This is a genomic window from Roseateles sp. FW305-36 (genome assembly GCF_058787015.1).
Map to the genome: position 1 here is coordinate 16523 of NZ_JBYSZK010000006.1, position 20367 is coordinate 36889.

The 20367-nt window shown below is 61.7% G+C and carries 17 protein-coding genes; 11 read left to right on the top strand and 6 right to left on the bottom strand.

What is annotated here, in order from left to right; all coding sequences use genetic code 11:
* Positions 1 to 5: 5 nt before the first annotated feature.
* From AC3WOE_RS12575 to AC3WOE_RS12600, 6 genes are all read left to right on the top strand, one after another.
* Positions 6 to 1751 (top strand): TnsD family Tn7-like transposition protein, encoded by a 1746-nt coding sequence (locus tag AC3WOE_RS12575; protein WP_492690872.1) that lies wholly within the window; start codon positions 6 to 8, stop codon positions 1749 to 1751.
* A 270-nt stretch (positions 1752 to 2021) separates the two neighbouring features.
* Positions 2022 to 2948, top strand: coding sequence for a ParB N-terminal domain-containing protein (locus AC3WOE_RS12580; protein WP_492690874.1), 927 nt, complete (start codon positions 2022 to 2024; stop codon positions 2946 to 2948).
* Positions 2938 to 3993 carry a hypothetical protein gene (locus tag AC3WOE_RS12585; RefSeq protein WP_492690876.1) on the top strand — a complete coding sequence of 352 codons (1056 nt, stop codon included), beginning with the start codon at positions 2938 to 2940 and terminating at the stop codon, positions 3991 to 3993. The genes AC3WOE_RS12580 and AC3WOE_RS12585 overlap by 11 nt, the downstream gene beginning before the upstream one ends.
* 9 nt (positions 3994 to 4002) lie before the next feature.
* Complete coding sequence (locus AC3WOE_RS12590; RefSeq protein ID WP_492690877.1) at positions 4003 to 5052, top strand: hypothetical protein; 1050 nt, start codon at positions 4003 to 4005, stop codon at positions 5050 to 5052.
* Positions 5045 to 5464 carry a hypothetical protein gene (locus AC3WOE_RS12595; protein ID WP_492690879.1) on the top strand — a complete coding sequence of 140 codons (420 nt, stop codon included), beginning with the start codon at positions 5045 to 5047 and terminating at the stop codon, positions 5462 to 5464. Before AC3WOE_RS12590 ends, AC3WOE_RS12595 begins: the two co-directional genes overlap by 8 nt.
* A 2-nt stretch (positions 5465 to 5466) precedes the next feature.
* The gene (locus tag AC3WOE_RS12600) at positions 5467 to 6897 is read left to right on the top strand and encodes a DEAD/DEAH box helicase (RefSeq protein WP_492690880.1); all 1431 of its coding nucleotides are present in this window, start codon (positions 5467 to 5469) and stop codon (positions 6895 to 6897) included.
* A gap of 20 nt (positions 6898 to 6917) precedes the next feature.
* Here AC3WOE_RS12600 and AC3WOE_RS12605 read toward each other — a convergent pair whose 3' ends face one another.
* From AC3WOE_RS12605 to AC3WOE_RS12615, 3 genes are read right to left on the bottom strand one after another with little or no spacing between them, the layout of a single operon-like run.
* On the bottom strand, positions 6918 to 8477 hold the full coding sequence (locus AC3WOE_RS12605) for an ATP-binding protein (protein WP_492690881.1): 1560 nt from the start codon (positions 8475 to 8477) through the stop codon (positions 6918 to 6920).
* Positions 8477 to 9991, bottom strand: a complete 1515-nt coding sequence (locus AC3WOE_RS12610) for a radical SAM protein (RefSeq protein ID WP_492690883.1) — start codon at positions 9989 to 9991, stop codon at positions 8477 to 8479. The genes AC3WOE_RS12605 and AC3WOE_RS12610 overlap by 1 nt, the downstream gene beginning before the upstream one ends.
* A 58-nt stretch (positions 9992 to 10049) precedes the next feature.
* Positions 10050 to 11075, bottom strand: a complete 1026-nt coding sequence (locus AC3WOE_RS12615; RefSeq protein WP_492690884.1) for a DGQHR domain-containing protein — start codon at positions 11073 to 11075, stop codon at positions 10050 to 10052.
* Positions 11076 to 11385: 310 nt separating this feature from the next.
* On the opposite strand from AC3WOE_RS12615, the gene AC3WOE_RS12620 reads away from it, so the two are divergent.
* Positions 11386 to 13485 carry a PIN-like domain-containing protein gene (locus tag AC3WOE_RS12620; RefSeq protein WP_492690885.1) on the top strand — a complete coding sequence of 700 codons (2100 nt, stop codon included), beginning with the start codon at positions 11386 to 11388 and terminating at the stop codon, positions 13483 to 13485.
* Positions 13478 to 15046 (top strand): ATP-binding protein, encoded by a 1569-nt coding sequence (locus tag AC3WOE_RS12625; protein WP_492690886.1) that lies wholly within the window; start codon positions 13478 to 13480, stop codon positions 15044 to 15046. Before AC3WOE_RS12620 ends, AC3WOE_RS12625 begins: the two co-directional genes overlap by 8 nt.
* A gap of 619 nt (positions 15047 to 15665) precedes the next feature.
* Here AC3WOE_RS12625 and AC3WOE_RS12630 read toward each other — a convergent pair.
* A complete protein-coding gene (locus AC3WOE_RS12630) occupies positions 15666 to 15902 on the bottom strand; it encodes a hypothetical protein (RefSeq protein WP_492690887.1) in 237 nt (78 codons plus the stop codon).
* A 95-nt stretch (positions 15903 to 15997) separates the two neighbouring features.
* Entirely contained in the window at positions 15998 to 16174 is a 177-nt protein-coding gene (locus AC3WOE_RS12635) for a hypothetical protein (RefSeq protein ID WP_492690888.1), read from the bottom strand.
* Positions 16175 to 16251: 77 nt separating this feature from the next.
* Here AC3WOE_RS12635 and AC3WOE_RS12640 point away from each other — a divergent pair, with 77 nt between their 5' ends.
* Positions 16252 to 16446, top strand: coding sequence for a hypothetical protein (locus tag AC3WOE_RS12640; protein ID WP_492690890.1), 195 nt, complete (start codon positions 16252 to 16254; stop codon positions 16444 to 16446).
* Positions 16447 to 16722: 276 nt separating this feature from the next.
* On the opposite strand, the gene glmS is transcribed toward AC3WOE_RS12640, so the two are convergent.
* Positions 16723 to 18582 carry a glutamine--fructose-6-phosphate transaminase (isomerizing) gene (gene glmS, locus AC3WOE_RS12645; protein WP_492690892.1) on the bottom strand — a complete coding sequence of 620 codons (1860 nt, stop codon included), beginning with the start codon at positions 18580 to 18582 and terminating at the stop codon, positions 16723 to 16725.
* Between the two features lie 134 nt (positions 18583 to 18716).
* Here glmS and AC3WOE_RS12650 point away from each other — a divergent pair, with 134 nt between their 5' ends.
* Entirely contained in the window at positions 18717 to 19187 is a 471-nt protein-coding gene (locus AC3WOE_RS12650; RefSeq protein ID WP_492690894.1) for an Lrp/AsnC family transcriptional regulator, read from the top strand.
* 92 nt (positions 19188 to 19279) lie between these two features.
* Entirely contained in the window at positions 19280 to 20350 is a 1071-nt protein-coding gene (locus tag AC3WOE_RS12655; RefSeq protein ID WP_492690896.1) for an NF038122 family metalloprotease, read from the top strand.
* The last annotated feature ends 17 nt before the right edge of the window (positions 20351 to 20367 follow it).

Here is a 20367-nt window from a genome sequence, read left to right on the forward strand (position 1 = left end):
TGCGCGTGCTCGACGGCGCCGTGTCGACGCTGGCCTCCCTGCAGCTCGGCCTGCCGGAGTCCTGGTTGCCGGACGAGACCCTATTCAGCCTTTGCAGTCGATACCACCGCGCCAGTGGGAATCGCCTGTCATCGACGACGTGCCGCCTGCTCTTCGGTCACCCGCGCCAGGGATGCGCCCACGACTTTCCGGCGCGCCTCGACTACTTGCTGTCGGTCGCTGGAGATGCGCTCGGCAGCGCGGACAGCATCGTCGAGCAACGAACGGTTCTACCGCTGTATCTTCGATTCGCGAGCCAGAACTTGATCGACGCGGCCCTCAGCGCGGCCGCCCAAGGATCTTCTGGCGGGTTGAAGTTCCAGCTCGGCCTTCTCACGAGCCGGTTCAGAGCGAATCACCCGCTCAAGGCATGCCGCGACTGCATGGTCGAGGACGCGCAGAATCACGCCACGCCGTACTGGCATCGCGAGCATCAGCTGCCTGGCATCTGGGTTTGCCGGCGCCATGGAGGGTGGCTGCAAGCTTCGGACCTCAAGGCCACAGGCACATCGAGATTCCACTGGGTCTTGCCGTCGTTCGATCAGCTTGAACTGCCGCCGGCGGCCGAACCGGCGAGCAGCGTCAGGAAGCTTGCTGACATGGTTGCCGGCGCAGTCGGTGAACCCGGCGTGGCGCTGGCCGTACCGGCAATGCCTGCGGCGTTTCGGGCAGCACTCGCCAGGAAGGGCTTGCTCACGGGTCCGACCCAGAGACTTCGGCACACAGCTTCTGGCGATGCCTACGCCTCGTTCACGGCGCCTCTGCTGGAGGTTGAGCAACTCAGCGGCCTTCCCGGCTCCAGCGAAAAAGCCAGCGCCGAGATTGCAAAGCAGATCGCCGGTGAGCCCTACCGCATGCATCCAATCAGGCGACTGGCGCTGGCGGCTTGGCTGTTCAAGGATCTGGACGAGCTGCTGGCGGAGATCGCGTTGGTCAGCGAACCGCCCAAACGAGTCGGCAGATCCCCATCGCCCGCTGACCATGCCGCGCTTGACCCACGTCGCGATGGTTTTCTCGCGCTGCTCGCCGCTGGAAGATCTACGTCGGCGGCGGCGAAAGAGACAGGCATCGACACGGCCACAGGCATGGCATGGGCGGCGGCGGCCGGCATCGCGACGCCCAGACGGCCCAAGTCTCTCAAGGGCGACGCGCGAACGCGCCTGATCGCTCTGCTTCGCAAGGGTGTTTCAAAGGCCGAAGCCGCGTCGCACGCGGAGGTATCGGTCCAAACGGTGACGACGCTCCTGAGAACGGAGGTCGGCCTTCATGTCGCCTGGAAGCAAGCTGGTTTCGAGAGCGCACGGCGATACAACCGGCGGCGATGGGAACGCATCGCTTCAGCCAACCCGCTATCCGGTGTGAAGGCGGCACGGATGGCCGAGCCCGCCGTCTACGCCTGGCTGTACCGAAACGATCGAGACTGGCTGGACGAGATGGTTGCCAACATGGCCCGCGCGGTGCGTGTGCCGAAGATACGGGTGGACTGGGATGCTCGGGATCGGCAGTTGGCGGACCAGGTCCGCAGCATCGCACTTCAACTGGTCGAACGGGAGAGTGCTCAACGCATCAGGCTCCATCACCTTTGCCAGCGGATCCCCGAGTTGAAGGCCAAGGTGTCGAAGCTCGACCGCCTGCCGCTCACACGAGCCGCCATCTTTGCGGCGGTTGGTCGAGCGACAGCGAACGTCGCCTCCAGGGGTGCCGCCGTGTAGAGCCCGCCGCCTGCCGCTTGCCGCTCGACGAGCCCGGCCACATCGTGGATGTGGGTTCGGCGCACCAAGACGCTTGACAGTATCCAATCCAAGGCGCAGTATCGGCTAAATTTCTGATACCGGAAGGTACTCAAATGGTCAAGAAGTCGAATGAAGACATGCCGAGCCTGACGATCGCTGGCGTCCAAGTCCCCGTGACGTTCGAGAGCGTGCCCATCTCGAAGCTACGCCTTGACCCCGATAACCCTCGCATTCGCTTCTTGTTCGTCCATGGCGTTCGCAAAAAGCCGAAGAGCGCTGAAGAGCGCTGAAGAGCTGTTTGAGGTCGTCCGCGCTCAAGCCGGCTATCCCGGCCTTCAGAAGCAAATCCGAAAGCAAAGAGGTTTGCACGACCCCCTGATTGTTCGCCATGACGGTCGCATCGTAGAGGGCAACACGCGGTTCGCGGCGGTGAGTTTTTTGGCTAAAGCCGACCAAGACAAGGCGCCGTGGTCCACGGTTCCGGTCATGCGCCTCTCCAAGAGCGTGCCGGAGGTGACGGTGCAGTTGCTGATGGCCGAATACCACATTGCAGGCAAGACGACCTGGCGGCCCGCCGCGAAGGCAGACGACATCCATCGCCTCCTGGATGAGGAGGGTGCCACCGAGGAACAGGTGATGGACGCGACGCGCATGACTGCGAAGCAGATTCAGCAATACCGTGACGCCTATCGGTTCCTTGTAGACGAGGTGGTTCCGCTGATCAAGGACGATGGCCCGGTCGACCGTGAGGCGGTGCTCGAAAGCAAGTTCAGCCATGCCCTTCAGTTGATGCAGCGCCGGAACCTGCAGCCCTACCGCGACAGCCCACAGGATCGGCAACAGATCGCATCGCTGATCGCTGAAGACAAGATCCAGGGCAAAGAGATGAAGGATCTGCCCTCGCTGCTGAGCAACCCCAAGGCCAAAGCGGTCCTGACCAAAGAGGGCTTCAAACCTGCGGTCGAGACCTTGAAGAAGGCCGACCCGACAGTCGGCTCGACCTTGCTCAAGAGCATTGAGAAGACCACGCAGGCCTTGTCAGCTGTTGACCAGAAGGCCATTGGCTTGTTCCAGACTGAGTCAAAGGCGAGAAAAGCACTGATGGATCTGATCGCCGCTGCCGAGGCGATCGCCGAGATCGCGACGACGCGACCAAGGAGGCGAGATGCCGCCTAAGTCCAACCCGAAGCAGGCGCTTGTGCGAAAAGAAAACGTCGAGCTGATCGACGAGATCACGCTGGACAAGCAGCGAGTCACTGTCCGCTGCATCGATCTGCCGCTGGCGGACGTCAAACTCGATCCCACCAACCCGCGCGTCGCCAACACCGTCTCCATCAGCTCGTATGGTCAAGGCGAGAAGCTGCAGCGAGGCCTCACAGATCTCCTTTGGAGCGATCCTGGCGTGCGCGCTCTGTATCAGGCGGTCCTGGCCAACAACGGACTGGTTGAACGCATCATCGTCAAACACGATGGCGTGGTCGCCGAAGGCAACTGCCGTACCGTTGTCTATAGAAAGCTCGCCGAGAACCTCAAAGACCCAACGTGGTTGTCCATTCCAGCGAGGGTACTTCCCGAAGACGTCACCGAGAAACAGGTCGCGATCTTGCTTGGGGAGCTACATGTCGGAGGAAAGAACAAATGGTCGGCGTTTGAGAAGGCAGGTCACATCTACAAGCTGGCCCACAGCTTCGGCCTGACCCAGGACGAAATTGCCAAGCTGCTGAAGACATCCAAGACCGCGGTCAATCAAAGCATGCGCGCCTTCGGGGCGATGAAGAACAGCTATCTGCCTCAGTATCCGAGTCCAGGGGCGGTTCACAAGTTCAGCCATTTCGTCGAACTTTTCAAGAAGCCCGAGCTGCGCGACTGGGTCGCCAACGATCACCGCGCTCTTGATGATTTTGTTCAATGGGTCGGCACCGAGCGAATCACCAAAGGCGCCGATGTCCGGGAGCTGGTCGATTTCGTCAAGAACAAGGACGCACTGGCGGCGCTTCGGGCCCAAGGTGCTGAGGCGGCTCGGCAAGTGCTCAATCTCGCTCAGCCCGAGCTCACGTCGCCGCTGTTCAAGCTCATGCGCGAGATGAGCGACGCCCTCGATGGCGCACGACTTGACGACATCCAGCGCGTGCGCAAGGACAAAGTAGGGAGCGCCAAGAGGATCGTGCGCGACCTCAAGGATTCATTGGACCGCTTCGTCGACTTGTGCGACGGCATTTGAAGAAACACCATGACTGCCAGCTACACACGCAACATCCAAGGCACCTCGGTCGTGCTTTCTCTGATCGAGGTGGATCCTGACAACGTCAAACTCGATGTCACCAACCCGCGCGTCGGTTTCTCGATGCGCCAGTTGGACGCCGACGAGCGCAGCGATCCGGCGTGTACGCTGCTCCTCACCAGCCAGGAAGACACCGAAGGCCTCAAGAGGTCGATCGTGCTCTCCGGCGGTGTGCAGGAGCCCATCTACTTGCGTCATGACATGACCGTGGCTGAGGGGAACCGACGTGTGGTTGCCATGCGTGCGGCCAAGGAAGATCACCCCGGTGATTCCAAGTTCCAGCGCCTGCCCGCCTGGTTGATCCCCCAAGGCACGCCGGAGAACGTGATCCAGGATCTGCTCAACGAGATTCACCTGGGCTCGGTGAGGGGTTGGGCGCCCTACGAGAAGGCGCTGCAGATGCGCTCGCTTCTAGCGACCGGCCTTATCCACGAAGAAGTCGCAGAACGCTATCGCATGACACCGATGGAAGTTCGGCAGCACGTCGAGGCGGCCGAGATGATGGACCGTCTCTACTTTCCCATCACGCGGGACCCGACGGATGCCGAGCACCGGTCCAAGTTCTCCTACTTTTTAGAGTTCCTGCGCAGCACGCGTCTGCGCAAGCAGACCGAAGTCATCAAGGACCTTCCCGAGCGCTTTTCCGCGTGGGTTCGCGACGGTCAGATCAACACGGGTGCCAAGGTACGCAAGCTGCCCAAAGTGCTCGAGCGCGATGACACGCTGCAGCTCTTGCAGATCGAGGGCTTCGATGCGGCTGAGGAGTTGCTCGCAAAAACGGACCCGAAGGAGCATGAGCTCTACTTGACCCTGGAGAAAGCCAGGGCGCGGCTGCAGCAGATCACCATGGTGGAGCTCACGGAGCTGGCCGCGAGCGCCGAAAGACTGCAGGTGGTGCGTTCGCTGCAAGAGCAACTGGAGGCGGTGCTGGAGAACGCCGAGCACTTTGCCAGGCGGCGGTCTGCAGCGACTTCCACATCGCAGGCCTTGCATGCCTAGTCACGCCCATCAGTCGCTGCTCTTGTGGTGCGCCCGCAAGATGACTGCAGACGGTTTCCGATTGACTGGATTCGACGGACGCATCGAGCAGGCAGGCGATTGGTCCGACCTTCCACCGCCGTTTGAGATCAGGGGTGTGCGCCCTGACGCTTGCGGCGTTCACGAGATGCAAGGCCTTGTCGGCTTCGCCGAAGCCAAGACGGCGACGGATATCGACAACGCTCATACCCGTGCACAGCTTCGCGTCCTGGGACACGCCCGCATGCGCGAGGGATCAGTCATTTGCCCGCTGTACCTGGCTGTGCCCAGGTCTTGTGCCTACGCCTTGGACCGCGTGCTCATCGACGTGGGCTTGATTGGACGCAAGCACGTGCGCCGTATCCATGTGCCTGACACCCTGCTTCTGCACTAGACATGTCCGCTTCCAAGCCGATTCCCCTGGCGTTGTCCCATCAGGAAGAGGGCACGCGTTTCCTGCGGGACAACGAACGAGCGGCCCTTTTTGACGAACAGGGCCTGGGCAAGAGCAAGCAACTGATCGACGCGCTGGCGGGCGAGATCGCAGCCGGGCATCTCAGCGCTGGCCTCATCGTCTGTCCAAATGGGCTCAAAACGAACTGGGCCCAGGAGGTCGAGAAGTTCTCCTCGCTCCCATACGCCGTGTTCGGCTCAGGGCACAACGCTCGCCGGATGGCGTTTCGCAGTCTCAAGGCCGCGTTCTACATCATCAACTACGAAGCGGTGAATGGCGAGCTTGCCTCATTGAAGGCGCTTCTGAAGTTCAAGCCCATCGCCCTCGTGCTTGATGAAAGCCACCGCATCAAGACCCCGGAGGCAAAGACGACGAAGGCGATCCTTGCCCTTCGTGCGCATGCAGCCCGGCGCTACATCCTGACCGGTACACCCGTGGCCAACCGACCGGAGGATCTGTGGAGCCAGATGTTGTTTCTGGACGATGGCGAGAGTCTGGGCACATCGTTTGAAGAGTTCCAGGCGGCATACCGGTCTGGCGCCGACGGCTACAAGAACGTGGACCAGTTGCGCGAGCGCGTGTCCTCCAAGAGCCTTCGCAGGACCAAGGCCACCTCACTGGATCTACCGCCGAAGCGCTACAGCCGCATCGTCGTGGACCTGAAAGGTGCGCAACGCAGGATGTACGACGCCATGCGTGAAGAACTGGAGCTCATGGTGCGCTCGCTTGATGGCGAACAAGTGATCCAGCGGGGAGACGCCATCCTGGCGCGGATGGTCCGTCTCGCACAACTGGCTTCCAATCCCGGTTTGCTCGACACGAGCTACCTCGAGACGCCAGGCAAGTTTCAGGTCTTGGACGACCTGCTCGACAGATACCTCGCCAAAGACCCCAAGCAAAAGGTCATCGTCTGGTCCTCGTTCGTGGGCAACATCGATGCCCTGCGCGAACGGTATGCGCGCTGGAATCCCGTGGTGATCCACGGCGAAGTGACCAACGATGAGCGAGATGCCGCGGTGCGTGCCTTCAAGGCAGATGGCGAGACACGACTGCTCTTCGCGAATCCCGCGGCGGCTCGTGAGGGGCTGACGTTGACGGAGGCGAACGTCGCGATCTACATCGACAGAACCTTCAACCTTGTCGACTACCTGCAGTCTCAAGACCGCATCCACCGCATCTCGCAGACGCAGGATTGCGAGATCGTGCTGCTGATCGCCAGCCACACTGTCGATGAGTTCATCGACTTCTCGCTGGAGCAAAAGCACCGACTCGCTCGCTACGCGCAGTCGGACTCCAATCAGATCGACGAGGCCGACCTGCAGCTGCGAAAGCCTGAGTTGCTGCGAGCCCTCATCGGCGCAAACCGGGACTGAGAGCTCGTTTCAAGACGGTCCTACTTGACCGTTCCTTCCATCGCAGCAAGCACCCGCTCCGCCATGGGCAGCGCCTTCTTGATCTGGGTGGTTGACGACAAGATGGCCGTGACCGCTGCGAAGGCGCCCTTGGATTTGCCAATGGGGGGCCGACCCTTGGGCTTGTCGTTCTCAAAACCATCAAGAAGCTTCTTGACGACGCCCTTTGCCTTGGTCGCCTCTTTCAGGAGATCGGCTTCCAGCTCGATGCGCGCTCCCTCTTTGTCGATCTGCTTGAGCTGGCCTTCAGCCTCGCCGGCTGCCACCTGTCGAATGGTGTCATGGTGCTCGGAATTGGCGACCTGAAGCCACGCTTGTGCGTAAACCAGCGCCAGCCGCGCCCGCCGCTTTCTCATCCGGCTGTCCGAGCGGCTTCGGATAGTTTGGCCGATGCGTTTCGTGAACGCTTTCAACTCGTCATGCAGTTCGTTGTACGCCACCGATTGCTCAAACTCATCGCGGCGACCGTTGGGCACGATGCGAGGATGGACGACGTGGAACTCCCCGGCCGCCCACATGGCGAATCGGGTTTCCGTGAACTGGTCAGCCAGGATGCGTTCGTCACCCACCTGGACATCGCGAACACGAAGCCGGATGCCGGCCATCCGGCTGGACCGAGGAATCGCCCCGATGTAGCCGTGGTCGAGCATCCAACCTACCGCCAGCAAGTCGCCAGCCGAGTTCTTGATCTCGTGCAGCTCGACATCGTTGAAAGTCGTGATGCCAACCTTGGAAACCAAGATCTCGTTCACAGCACGGTGATAAACCTGCCCCTTGCCATCGTTGAGCTCTACGGTGATCGGCTCGCCGATGCCCCTCTCCGCCAGCCAAGTTCTGATGCGCGGGCCAAAGGTGAAATCCGGCGAGAACGGCAGAGGAGCGACCTCGGACAGATAACGGCGAATCTCGTCCTCGTTCATCAACAAATCGTTGTTGATGCGGATGACCTTGCGCATCTCAACTTCGAAGAACCGGTCCGGGTAGTCGGTGCCGTCCGCGACGTATGTCACCGTCGCAACCTCCTTCACAAGGTCGGTGAGGCTGCCGCTGTACTCAGGGTCACGGAGCTTCTCGCGCAGCACCCGGCTGTCCCACCGCAACTCCTTGATCTTGGTGTTCTTCTCCGTGCGGCTGCGAAACACCAGCTCCTGGCAATATCCCAGTCCAGACAGGCGCCCGACACCGCGAAACCCCCTCAGGCTTTCACCACGCTTCTTGCTGGCGCCAATCGATGAGAGCCGACGAGTGAAGTCTGCGCCGGACAGTCCGACACCCACGTCACGGATGCGCACCGTACGCTCTTGATGGTCAAAGCGGATCGAAACGTTCGGGCCTTCGGGAAACGGAAGCTTCTGCTCGCGCGCCTGATCGATAGCATCGGCCGCGTTCTGCACGTACTCACGATAGACGGTCAACGGGTCTGCATACATCGCCCCCGCGAGCAACTCGATCACGTCCTTGCCGACGACGACTTCTTCGGCAATCCGCTCCGGTGCGCGCTTCAGGCCAGTAACGCTGATGGGGGTGGTCATTTCATTCATTACGCTGCCTCCTGCAGGCCTGCATCCTCAACGCGCTCGTCTTCCGGAATCTCGGGCGCGTCGTCCTTGTTCTTTGCAATCAGCTTCATCTTGGCCCAGATCTCCGCCTCTTCGGTCTTCGACGGGATACCGTAGAACGGCAACACTCTCTTCAGGTTCGAGTTGGTGGTCTCCGACGCCAGAGAACCGTAAAGCCGCGGCTCGGAGTTGCTGAGCAGTTTGGCAAGGTCGGCCTTGTCTGACTCGGTCAACACGTTGAAGGCCTTGAGGAACTCGTCGAACTCGGCACGGCCTCCATGAGTCTGATACCAGAAGCGGTTGAAGAGCATGTGCTGCGGGCGCAGCAACAAGTCATCGAACTCCGCCTCGCTGCCGCCAAAGGCTTCTTGGAAATATTTGGGCGAGCCGCTGACGATGCCATGCGTGGCCTGCAGGATGATCTGCATGGACCTCAGGTAGTACCGGTTCCAGTGCTCACCAATATGCGACCTGGTCTTCATGTCCGTCGGCTGATAGCGCATCGGGAACGAGAAGATGCGGCAGCCAAGCTCCAGGTTGAGATCGATGTTCAGCCGCATGCGCTGGTACAGGTCGGCAGGCGTGTCGTGGAAGTTGTAGAGCATGTAGTTGGACAGCTCATTCAACCCCACAGAGTGAGCCATCCGGATGGACGTCTCGTAAGGCTTGCGTACGCCGATGTGGTCGAACGCGATTCGCAGAGGCTTGAGGCAAATGGTGGCCATCTGCTCCAAATACATGATGTCCTTGGACAGGATGCGCGCGTCGACGCCCTGGTTGAAGTCGACGCGACGCTGCACCGGCACCTTGCCGGGACGCGAGAGCTTGGCGCCGCGCACAAAGCCCAGGTCGCGAATTTCCGCAATGATGTTCTTGTAGTTGGCCGAGGCTGCGACGTTGTTGTCCATCAGCATCAGGTCCCGACGCGGACCGTACCGCTCGTCAATGGCCTTGACCAGCGCGGTTAGGGACTGCGCGTCACGCTGAGCGCCTTCCAGCTTGGGCACGCCGCAGAAGTGGCATTTGCGAACGCATCCACGAGACGCATACGCAAAGTAGGCATCGTGGACGGGGTACTGATACTGCGGCTTGATCTGGTCAAGGATGGAATAGTCGGGGACCAGGTCTTCAATCGGTGGGCCCGTGAGGTCATCCGAGTACAGCTCTTCCTCGAATTCATCGAGCTGCAGGCTCACCGCCGGCGGATCACTCAGCAAACCCTTGATGAAACGGACGCCACGCCAGCGGACCTCTTGCATGAACTGTTCATGCATCAGGGAAGCCGCGATGCCCCCGACAAACACCTTTTTGGGGTTGCCAGCGATGTGCAGCGCGTAGTCGATGGACTTCGAAATCTCCTTCCACTCGAAGGAGAAGAGCGTCGTGATGTAGACCCGGTCCCACCGGCGTTCATGCACGCGCGAATCGCTATCGCCTTTGACGAAGACGACGTTGTCACGCTTGCCGTAGGGGCCGTGGTACGCGGCGATTTTCATGAGGCCCAGCGGCGGGTACTTGTTTTTGTACCCTGGCTCGATGAGCAGGATGTTTCTATTAGGCATATTGACCGACGCGCTTGAGCGCGTCCTTGCGAACTTCCAGGATCATCTTGAACGCCATGTCGGCGCCCTTGGCCCCCCCGAATCCTTCTAGGGGCCCATGGTTGGACCAGTCGACCTGGTCCACGAAATCTGAGAGCTTGGCGACGAAGTAGTCGACAGTGATGGGCTGGCCAACGCACTCACGGATGAAAAGGCCAGCCAGGCTCATGAGCGCGTAGACGCCGATACCCTTGGTCAGCATGTGGCGTCGGTCATTGGCCCACTGCGTGGGGAGCGTCATCACCACGGCCCGCCAGAATGAGACCGCGTGCGCCAACAGCTCTTCTGCTGACGCGCTGTCGGACGCTTTGGCCTCCTTGATCAAGCGTGATGCCGCCTGGTGCATCGTTCGCAGCGAAGCAATGCGCTTGGTACCAACGGTGCGGTCACCGCCCAAGTCCAGCTTTCCGCACCACGGCGAAGAGGGATCGTTGTTCAGCCCAAGCGCGATGAACAGCGCGGGAGAAATCTTGCCCAGTTCGCTACCCAACGATTTCGCGCTGATGAAGTCGAGCAAGCTGCTGCTCAACCCCTTCGCCTTGCCGTTGATCACAGCAAAGACATCCCGCTCTTCAGCCTCGGATAGACCCAAGTAGGTCATGAACGCGAACTGGATGGGGCTGTCCTGCATAAAGCCCAGACGGTGCTGACCGTCGACCTGACTCAGCACCGGCCCCGTGCCCAACTCAAGAACCAGGGTCGCGCTGCGCGCCCCCGGCGCTTCAAGCAGCTGCCATTGCGCCGCCAGCTCCTGCCGGAGGTTGAAGGTCAGAGGGATGGACGTCGCCCCCTCTTGCTGGATATAGCGCTTGAACTCCAAGCTGTGGTCGCGAGACATCCGGCGCTGGTAACCGCGCCCCTGATCGTCCAGCGTGTCTACATAGCTCGCCCGGACGAGGTCACCAGCAGCAGCAAAGCCGGTGAAGACCCTTCTGTGTCCGCAGAAACCAATCTGACCTTCGAAACGTAGCGTCGTCACCCACTTCTACCTTGCAGCCGGTTAGTGCAAATCTTTGAGGCTCGGCTGCGGCAGCGATTTAGCCAGAAAATCGCTTTTAACGCGATCCCCAACCGACCGGTGGGGTTTATCCCTTTCGGCCATGTAGTTTTGCAGCGACAGACTGCATTTTACGCAGCGGATCTTTTGCCGGACGCCCAGGCCAGACGCCAGGGCGCCGACTGGGCCGGGCGCCCTCGCAGCGCGGGGTGTGCTCGGCTACCATGCCCGCGCCAGCGCCCGCCTCTAGGAGGCAGGACTGTCATCGACGCTGGCTTTTCTAATGAGCGCCATGGGCAATAACAAGAGATCTGGGCAGCGGGGGCGACGCAAGTCGATGCCCGCAGGGACCGCCAGAGGCATGTCCGCAGGTTCACCGACCGCATCCGATGCCTCGGCAACCGCTGACACTCCCACACCGGGCAAAGCCGTCGGTGATTCCGATGTCACCGTGGCTTCTGCGGGGAAGCGAAACCGACCGCCGCTGAGCTATCCCGTCGACGGTCAAGGCTGGGACGCCAACACCTTCCTTCGCCAATCAGCCGAGGTCCTTCGCGACCCCGAAACGGTGGTGTACGTCGACACTTCCTTCGTGATGTGGCTGACCAAGGGCGGCGACGACTCGAGACAACAGTTCATCGCATGGGCAGCGACCTTCGGAGACCGCATCCATGTGCCGCTATGGACTTATCACGAGTACTACCGGCATCACAACCACGACACGTTGCGCGCCGAGCTGGCTGAGGAACGAACCAAACTTGTCGAGGCTGTCAGCCGCTACACCTCACTGGCCCGCCAGTACGCGGATGACCCCTTCGAGGCAAACTTCTCAGCGGGGGCGTTTCACAGAGAACTCGACGACGTCGTCAAGAAGGTCATGGAGGTCACCAACAAGGCGGCCGGCTGGAACTACACGAAGGCGGCGAAGCAAATCAGTGACTGGATGGCAGGACGGCTCTGTCGTTCTTCTGTCGTGTTCGACTTGATGGACCGACTGGGTCATGTCGGCGAGACGCGCTACACGCAGGATTTGCCACCCGGCTATCGGGATCGCATCAAGAAGGACACTGAAAAGAAGGGCAGCAACAAGTTCGGCGACCTCATCCTTTGGGAAGAAATGCTCGCTCACGTCGCAGGCACCGCCAACGTGAAGACGGTCGTCTTGCTGACACGCGACCGCAAGGACGACTGGTTCGCCAAGGCCGACCAGGCGGCTATCGACGGCGACCTTCGTCGAGTGACCGGGAAGGAGCGCTGGAACCCGGTTCCTGCACCGCATCCGACGCTGGTGATGGAGTTGCGCGAGCGTACCCAGGCAGACCATCTAGTCTTGTTGGATAGCCTCTATTTCGGCGCGACCCTGCATCAGGCTGGTAGCGTCACCCACAGCCGGCTCATCGCTTATGCCCTCGGTATCGGTCCCAGGCCCTATGTCGCGACAGCAGTTCAGCTCGCACCTGAAGGCGGCAGGGCAAGCAGTCAACCGCTGAGCAAGAGAAACGCACGCGCAGTTTGCGCGACTGCGTCTATGCCTCCGGACCCGACAGCCCTGCCTGCTTCCATCACCCCCATCCTCGCTTCCCTGAACGGCCCGGTGCCAGCAGGCGAAGAGTTCATCGAACGGTTCCAGCATGATGAGTTGCCAGGCAAGTTTCAGGATGCCGCCGTGCTCGCCAGGCTTGTTTCTGACGCGGCACTGCAAGAGCAGATGCACCTGTCACGCAAGATGGTTGAAAAGCTTCTTGCGCTCTTGCGGACGATGCCTGCAGACAAAGCTGCTGCGGTTTATGCAGGGATGCTGGCATCTGCCTATTTCGATGAAGTTGCCGCAAGAGAGGTGCCCCGCGCATGGCAGTTGCAAGAACTATTTGATCTCATGGCTGATGAGGTGTTCGACGGCGTCTCCGAAGCCATGCACGAGTGCCTGACCAGAGCAGACAGCCCCGCCCTGTTCTTACCCACCGCCAAGCCAGCAAAGCTGCCTGTTCGCGTCACGTTCGACTTGCGCCAGGCAGTGACGCCATTGGCGGTGCAACAGATTGCTGTGGGCGAGCACAACCTGATGGCAGCGATGGGGCCGGCCTTTCCAGGCAACCTGAGCCTCGTGTTCAGCCAAGAGACCGTCAGCATCGACGATCTCCTGCGCCATGTGGTTGACCGCTACGGGCTGCCCGAGGGCCTGCTGGACCTCCAGGGCGTTGGCCGCCAAGACCTGACCACGATCTCTCCGAGCCGGGGATTCATCGGCGTGAGGGACTCAAAGAGCGTTGAAGATGCCGAAGACATGCCGACTGACGCAGCAATTGAAAACATGGACGTCGATGCCGCGAACCTACCGGACGAAGACGAGCTCGAAATGCAGGAATTCTTAAGTGAGGACTCGGATGAATAACAACGTGGAGAGCAGGCCGGTTCTGCCCCATTTCGGCGCCTTCATCCTTGAGACGCTCACCATGGGCATGTACGGTGAGTCACGGAATGCAATTCGAGAGTACGTGCAAAACAGCTTTGACTCTCTGAGGCAGGCCGTCCGTGACCAGATCATTCAGCCTGAGGAGATGCGTGTTGAAGTAACGCTGGACGTACCGGGCCGAGAGTTGGTGATTCATGACAACGGCAGCGGCCTCAAGTCGACCAGCGCGGTGGAGGTGCTGGTTTCGATCGGCGCTTCGAGAAAGGACTTCCGCAAGAACGCTGGCTTCCGTGGCATTGGAAGGCTGGCTGGCATCGTCTTTTGCGACACCGTCACGTTCAAGACCAAGGCCAGAGGTGATGACGTCACGACCACCGTTGAATTTGACGCAAAGAAGCTTCGCGCACTCTTGGAGCCAGAGAACAACCACGATGATGCATCCAAGACTCTCTCTCGCTGCGTCAAAGCCTATGTCACGCCGAGCACAGAGATCCAAGGACATTTCTTCGAGGTGCGCTTGACCGGCTTTCATCAGCCACCGAAGGAGTGCCTCGACGTCAAGGCGCTGAAGAGCTTCCTGACCCAAGTCTCGCCCTTGCCGTACTCCGAGGCGTTTCCGCACAAGAAGGAAATCCTTGAGCAAGCCACCAGGCAGGGCAAAGAGATTGAAGTCATCCGGCTCTTCCTCCGGTCAGGCACAGACCCGTTCGAAGAGCTGTTCAAGCCATATGGTCCCACCTACTCCGTCAAGAAGGTACAGGCTCCGCTCACCGACATTGACTGGGTCACATCCCCGACCGGCAAATGGTGGGGTTGGGTAGGCCGGAAACGCATCAGCGGCGCGATCAAAGACGTCAATACGCAAGGTGTTCGCATCCGTGCGCGCAACATCCAGATTGATGGCACAGACATCATGCGCGACATCTTCGCGAATACGTATGAGGGCGACCAGCCGCGCCTCTCGTACGCTCGCTTCGCCGAGTGGTACGTGGGAGAGATCTTCATCGAACCGGGCGCCGCTGTGCCAAACGCCCGTCGCGACGGATTCGAAGAAGACGACAACTGGGTAGCAGTTCGGCGGGAGCTGGGCCTCCTGGGGCAGAAGTATGGTCGCCTGGCCTACAGGGTCTCGGCGGAAGAGCAAATCTCTTTGCCAACGCTCAACGCTCGTCTCACAGAGATGGAAGCGAGCTCCAAGAGCCTTGCGAAAGACGCCACCGCAGACTGGGAGAGGGTTGCCCCCATCGCGGAGGCTGCAAAGGAAATTCACCGCAGGCTCACGAAGGCGTCAAGCGTCGCGAGTGATGAGGAAAGCAAAGCTATCTACGACCTGGCAACACGACTGGGCGTGCTTAGGTCCGACCTAAGCCGTATCGCTGTTGTCCGGCCCAGAGACGGAGACTGTGCTGCAGAGGTCAGTAAGGCGCGGTCCGAGCTGATTCAACAAATCTATGCCGGACTGCGTGATGGCCTGGGCCCGGCTGAATGGAACACTGTGAAGCAAATCGTCCGCCAAGTGACTGGTGAAGATCCAGAGTAGGGCGCGGAAGACTCGCGCCGTACCGCTGAGAGCACCGCCAATGCCAGGGCCTGGGCGCCACGTTCAGTGGGTGAAGCAGCTATCTGGTGGGAGTCATCGCAACAATTGACCTAGCTGCGGCCTCGTGGCGTCGGCGCGCTAGTCTTTGGTTTTGGGCCTAACCTTGGCTGCGAGGGCCTCGCGAAGCGCGGGATCAAAAACCCCAACCCCGAGGCGATGGTCCTCTTCCATCAGCCGCTCGAAGTCTGGGCTCCCGAACTCACGGCCGACAGGAGGCATGCAATCCCACCGCCGATCTTCAAGCCTAGCGCCCACACTACGCTTACTCATCAGGCGATTGACCTTGCCTCGTTGCTTCCGCTGCGATGTCATTCGAACTCCGATGCTTTGATGGATGTCTCAGCGAGGACGCGCTGGAGCTGTTGGGTCGGCAGGACGATGTTTGCCCTGCAGCTCCCGGCGGCGTGCCTCCAACTGCGCACGCAGTTTGGCGACAACCTCCTGGGCCGGTACGCCAAAACCGGTCTGCTGAAACCGCGTCCACGCGGCATCAGCTCGGGCGTCGAATTCGGCTTGGCTGCAGCGGTTGCGTTCGGTGGATGTCATCGGAGGTGGTGTTCTAGGACTGAGCGACCCGATCCAGCGCCTGTTTCCAGATCTCTGGACTGCCCAGTTTGACTGCAGCCTGCGTGCCGACGTTCTCAAGCAGCATCGCCAACAGCTGCATGCGCTCCTCGTCGGACCAGAGCATCATTCCATCGATCACCTCGATGCGAGGCGGTATGAGCACTGCCCGCGCCCTCACTTCTTTGGCGTTCCACTTTCGCCCCTCCACGCCTATGTTCCAGGACAGCATCGCCCACCCCCATTATGGAAAATTATTGAAATCGCAGAACTTTCAGGAACACACGTAGCCGCAGGCAAGCCGCGACCTAGATTCTCTGTAAGCGCCTACTCTCTTCTGCGGCAGAACATGATCAGCTCGTTCAGGCCCTCTTGCTCGTCGGCCAGCAGCTCGCCACGCACCTTCCAGCTCTGCCGTTCCGGCCAGTAGTCGACCACCTCGGTCCCGGTCTCGATCACGAAGTGCCCGTCCGGGTCCACCTTGAACTCGATGTTGGCCCGCATGAGCCAGTGCGCCGCGCCGGGTAGCTCAGGCTTCTCCCCCGGCGGGCGGACCAGATCTCCACGACGCGCCAAGATTGTTGAGCTTCGTCTACGCCCCCCTGTTCAGCCTCAAGGCGCCGATAGGCCGGCTCGAACGCCCCAGGACGCTTTGGTTCGAGACCGAGAGCGGAGATGTCGAAACCGTGCGCCAGACCGATCAGCCCGCCAAGGCACAGTCGATCGTCGTGCTGGGCGAGGCGAGCAACACCTCTGCTATGCGGTGCCTGACTTGATCAAGGCAATGGACAGATCAGAGATCTCTCAGGCCACGCTTGCTGCTCTAGCCGCGGCCGTGGCGCTGCGCGGGCTGCATGACCTCCAGAGGGGCCCAGCGGCCGCCGGCGCCGCTTAGGGCTGGAACGATGAGCCGAAGACCTTCATTCGGCTCACCCCTGGCTCGTTAAAGATGATTTCTACACTCTCACAGTGTGGAAAACATCCGACGGTCTTTATTTGAGCCCGACGGTCTTTATTTGCTGGAGTCACAGGAGTCACGCAGCCGACTCCTGTCATTCGACAGTGACCGACTTCGCCAGATTGCGGGGCTTGTCCACATCCGTCCCTCGTGCACAGGCGGTGTGATAGGCCAGCAGCTGCAGCGGCACGACGTGCAGGATGGGGCTCAGCGCGCCGTAGTGTTCGGGCATGCGGATGACGTGCAGGCCGGCTTCGCTCTCGATGGCGGTGTCGCCGTCGGCGAAGACGTAGAGCTGGCCGCCGCGGGCGCGGACTTCCTGCATATTGCTCTTGAGCTTTTCCAGCAGCGCGTCGTTGGGCGCGACGGTGACGACGGGCATCTCGGCCGTCACCAGGGCCAGCGGGCCATGCTTGAGTTCGCCGGCCGGATAGGCCTCGGCGTGGATGTAGCTGATTTCCTTGAGCTTGAGCGCGCCTTCCAGCGCGATCGGGTAGTGCAGACCGCGACCCAGGAAGAGCGCGTTCTCCTTGCGGGCGAACTCCTCGCTCCAGGCGATGACCTGGGGCTCCAGGGCCAGCACGGCCTGCACGGCGACGGGCAGGTGGCGCAGATCCTTCAGATGCTCGGCTTCATCGGCTTCGCTGAGGTGCCCACGCGTCTGGGCCAGCGCCAGGGTCAGCAGGAAGAGGCCGACGAGCTGGGTCGTGAAGGCCTTGGTGGAGGCCACGCCGATCTCGGCGCCGGCCCGGGTGATGTAGGCCAGCTCGCACTCGCGCACCATGGCGCTGGTGGACACGTTGCAGATGGTCAGCGTGTGCTTCATGCCGAGCGAGCGGGCATGCTTGAGCGCGGCGATGGTGTCGGCCGTCTCGCCACTCTGGCTGATGGTGACGACCAGGGTGCGCGGATTGGGCACGCTGTCGCGGTAACGGTATTCGCTGGCGATCTCGACGCTGGTCGGGATCTTGGCGATGCTCTCCAGCCAGTACTTGGCCGTGGAGCCCGAGTAGTAGCTGGTGCCGCAGGCCAGGATGAGGACGTTGTCGACCTCCTTGAAGATGCGATAGGCACCGTCGCCGAAGAGTTCGGGGCTGATGCTGGTCACCGCGTCCAGCGTGTTGGCGATGGCCACCGGCTGCTCGAAGATTTCCTTCTGCATGTAGTGGCGGTAGGGGCCGAGCTCGGCCGCGCCGCTGTGGGCGTGCACGGTCTTCACTTCGCGCTGCACGGCGCCGTAGCGGCCGGTCGTCGTGTCCAGGCGGCTGAGCCAGTAGCGGCCCAGCTGCAGGTCGACGACGTCGCCCTCTTCCAGATAGACGATCTGGTCGGTCACGCCGGCCAGGGCCATGGCGTCGGAGGCGACGAAGTTCTCCTGCTCGCCCACGCCCAGCACCAGCGGCGAACCCTCGCGGGCGGCCACGACGCGATGCGGTTCGTCACGGCAGAACACGGCCACGGCATAGGCGCCCTTGAGGCGCGGCAGGGCCTGCTGCACGGCGTCCAGCAGGTCGCCGCTGTAGAGGTGGTCGATCAGGTGGGCAATGACCTCGGTGTCGGTCTGGCTGGTGAACTGATAGCCGCGCGCCTTCAGTTCGGCGCGCAGCTCGTCGTGGTTCTCGATGATGCCGTTGTGGACCAGGGCGATGCGGCCCACGCCATCGGCCGATGCATTCGGGCCGGGCGAGAAGTGCGGGTGGGCGTTGTGCACGGCCGGTGCGCCGTGGGTGGCCCAGCGGGTGTGGGCGATGCCGGTGCCGGCACTGATGCCGTCCTGGTCGGCCTGAGTCTGCAGTTCGGCGACGCGGGAGGTGGAGCGCGCACGGCGCAGTCCGCCGTCCTGGTGCACGGCCACGCCGCAGGAGTCGTAGCCGCGGTACTCGAGGCGCTTCAGGCCTTCAACGAGGATGGGAACGATATTGCGCTGACTGACCGCGCCGACGATGCCGCACATGGATGGGTCTCCGTTTGGGAATGGCGAAATCGTAGGCAGGCTCGCACGGCATATGGGTGCAAAATCCACGCAAATATGAACGAAAATTTCTCAACAGCGAGCTGATGAAATTTTCATTCATTTGGAGAACATATTTGAATGAATTTGATTCCATTGATCTTCGGCTGCTGGACGCCTTGCAGACCGATGCCTCGCTGAGCAACCAGGACCTGGCCGCCCGCGTCGCCGTGTCGCCGGCCACCTGCCTGCGGCGGGTCAAGCGCTTGGTCGAGGCGGGCATCATCGAGCGCCGGGTGGCGCTGCTGTCTCCCGACAGGCTGGGCGCCGGCCTGTCGGCCATCCTGGAGATCACGCTGGACCGCCAGGGCGCCGAGCACCTGGACGCCTTCGAGGCCCGCGCGGTGCAGGAAGCAGCCGTGCAGCAATGCTGGCGCGTGTCGCCGGGCCCGGACTTCGTGCTGGTGGTGCAGGTGGCCGACATGCCCGCCTACCAGGCCTTCACCCAGCGCCTGCTGACCCAGGACGCCAATGTGCGCAACATCAAGGCCTTCTTCGGCGTGAAGCGAGCCAAGTTCGACACGCGGATCGGGCTGCCATCCCCCTAACTCTTGGCTCTCCCCCGCGAGCCCGGGGGCCAAAGGGCGGGCCTGCACCCGACAGAATCTCCGGTTCCCCGCCCCAGAGACCGGAGCCCCCCATGCTGTCCCGCAAGTCCCTTCGCCCCGCCGCGTTCGCGCTGGCCCTGGGCCTCACCGGCGTGGCCCCCACGGCCCAGGCTCTCAATATCGTGCTGACCGACATCGGCGCGACCAAGATGTCCGCAGAGCAACTCGGCGCCTTCCAGACGGCCGCCAGTTACTGGTCGGGCACGCTGACCGACAACGTCACCGTCTACCTCAACATCTCCTTCAGCGACCTGGGCAGCAACGTCCTGGGATCGACGCGATCCGAGCAGACTGTCGTCAGCTACAGCAGTCTGCGCAGCCATCTGTCGACAGATGCCAAATCAGGTCTCGACGCCGCCGCGGTGGCCAGCCTGCCGGCCGGCACGGCCGCGAGTTTCTGGGCCACCCAGGGCGATCTGACGAACCGTTTCGACAACGACGGCTCGGCCAACAACCGCTCGCTGATCATCAACACGGCGAATGCCAAGGCCATCGGCCTGAACCTCGGCCCCAACCTCGGCGCCCTGGATGCCACCATCAGCTTCGCCAATGCATTTGCCGGCCAATTCGCCTACACCCGCGTCAACGGCCACGTCCCGGCGGGCAAGATCGACTTCACCACGGTGGCCGAGCATGAGATCGGCCATGCGCTCGGCTTCGTGTCCGGCGTGGACACCGTCGACGACTGCGTCAGCCGTGCCGCGCAATGCGGTCTGTCGGGCCTGCCCAACGAGTTCGAGGACTCCGCCGTCTACTCACCGCTGGACATGTTCCGCTATTCGGCTGCCGGCAAGCGCGATCTGACGGTGGGCGGCTCGCCGTACTTCTCGGTGGACGGGGGCCAGACCTCCATCCAGTCCTTCTCGACCGGCAGCGCGCATGGCAATGGCGAGCAGGCCAGTCACTTCGGCACCAGTGTCATCACGCTGATGCGACCCTTCGTCGTGGCGGGCCAGTCCTATGACGCCACCGCCAGCGACCTGATGGCCTTCGACGCCATCGGTTGGGACCTGGCCGCGGCCGTGCCGGAACCCAGCCAATACGCCCTGCTGCTGGCCGGCCTGGCCGCCATCGGCATGGCGCGCCGCCGCAAGCGCGACTGAGTTCGATCCCTCCATGC

What these genes read in the sequence shown, in the direction of transcription:
- glmS (WP_492690892.1), bottom strand. Translation starts at nt 18,582, where the DNA reads ATGTGCGGCATCGTCGGCGCGGTCAGTCAGCGCAATATCGTTCCCATC.
- AC3WOE_RS12610 (WP_492690883.1), bottom strand. Translation starts at nt 9,991, where the DNA reads ATGAAAATCGCCGCGTACCACGGCCCCTACGGCAAGCGTGACAACGTC.
- AC3WOE_RS12620 (WP_492690885.1), top strand. Translation starts at nt 11,386, where the DNA reads ATGGGCAATAACAAGAGATCTGGGCAGCGGGGGCGACGCAAGTCGATG.
- AC3WOE_RS12585 (WP_492690876.1), top strand. Translation starts at nt 2,938, where the DNA reads ATGCCGCCTAAGTCCAACCCGAAGCAGGCGCTTGTGCGAAAAGAAAAC.
- AC3WOE_RS12655 (WP_492690896.1), top strand. Translation starts at nt 19,280, where the DNA reads ATGCTGTCCCGCAAGTCCCTTCGCCCCGCCGCGTTCGCGCTGGCCCTG.
- AC3WOE_RS12635 (WP_492690888.1), bottom strand. Translation starts at nt 16,174, where the DNA reads ATGCGGGCCAACATCGAGTTCAAGGTGGACCCGGACGGGCACTTCGTG.
- AC3WOE_RS12590 (WP_492690877.1), top strand. Translation starts at nt 4,003, where the DNA reads ATGACTGCCAGCTACACACGCAACATCCAAGGCACCTCGGTCGTGCTT.
- AC3WOE_RS12600 (WP_492690880.1), top strand. Translation starts at nt 5,467, where the DNA reads ATGTCCGCTTCCAAGCCGATTCCCCTGGCGTTGTCCCATCAGGAAGAG.
- AC3WOE_RS12595 (WP_492690879.1), top strand. Translation starts at nt 5,045, where the DNA reads ATGCCTAGTCACGCCCATCAGTCGCTGCTCTTGTGGTGCGCCCGCAAG.
- AC3WOE_RS12605 (WP_492690881.1), bottom strand. Translation starts at nt 8,477, where the DNA reads ATGAATGAAATGACCACCCCCATCAGCGTTACTGGCCTGAAGCGCGCA.
- AC3WOE_RS12580 (WP_492690874.1), top strand. Translation starts at nt 2,022, where the DNA reads ATGGCGTTCGCAAAAAGCCGAAGAGCGCTGAAGAGCGCTGAAGAGCTG.
- AC3WOE_RS12625 (WP_492690886.1), top strand. Translation starts at nt 13,478, where the DNA reads ATGAATAACAACGTGGAGAGCAGGCCGGTTCTGCCCCATTTCGGCGCC.
- AC3WOE_RS12630 (WP_492690887.1), bottom strand. Translation starts at nt 15,902, where the DNA reads ATGCTGTCCTGGAACATAGGCGTGGAGGGGCGAAAGTGGAACGCCAAA.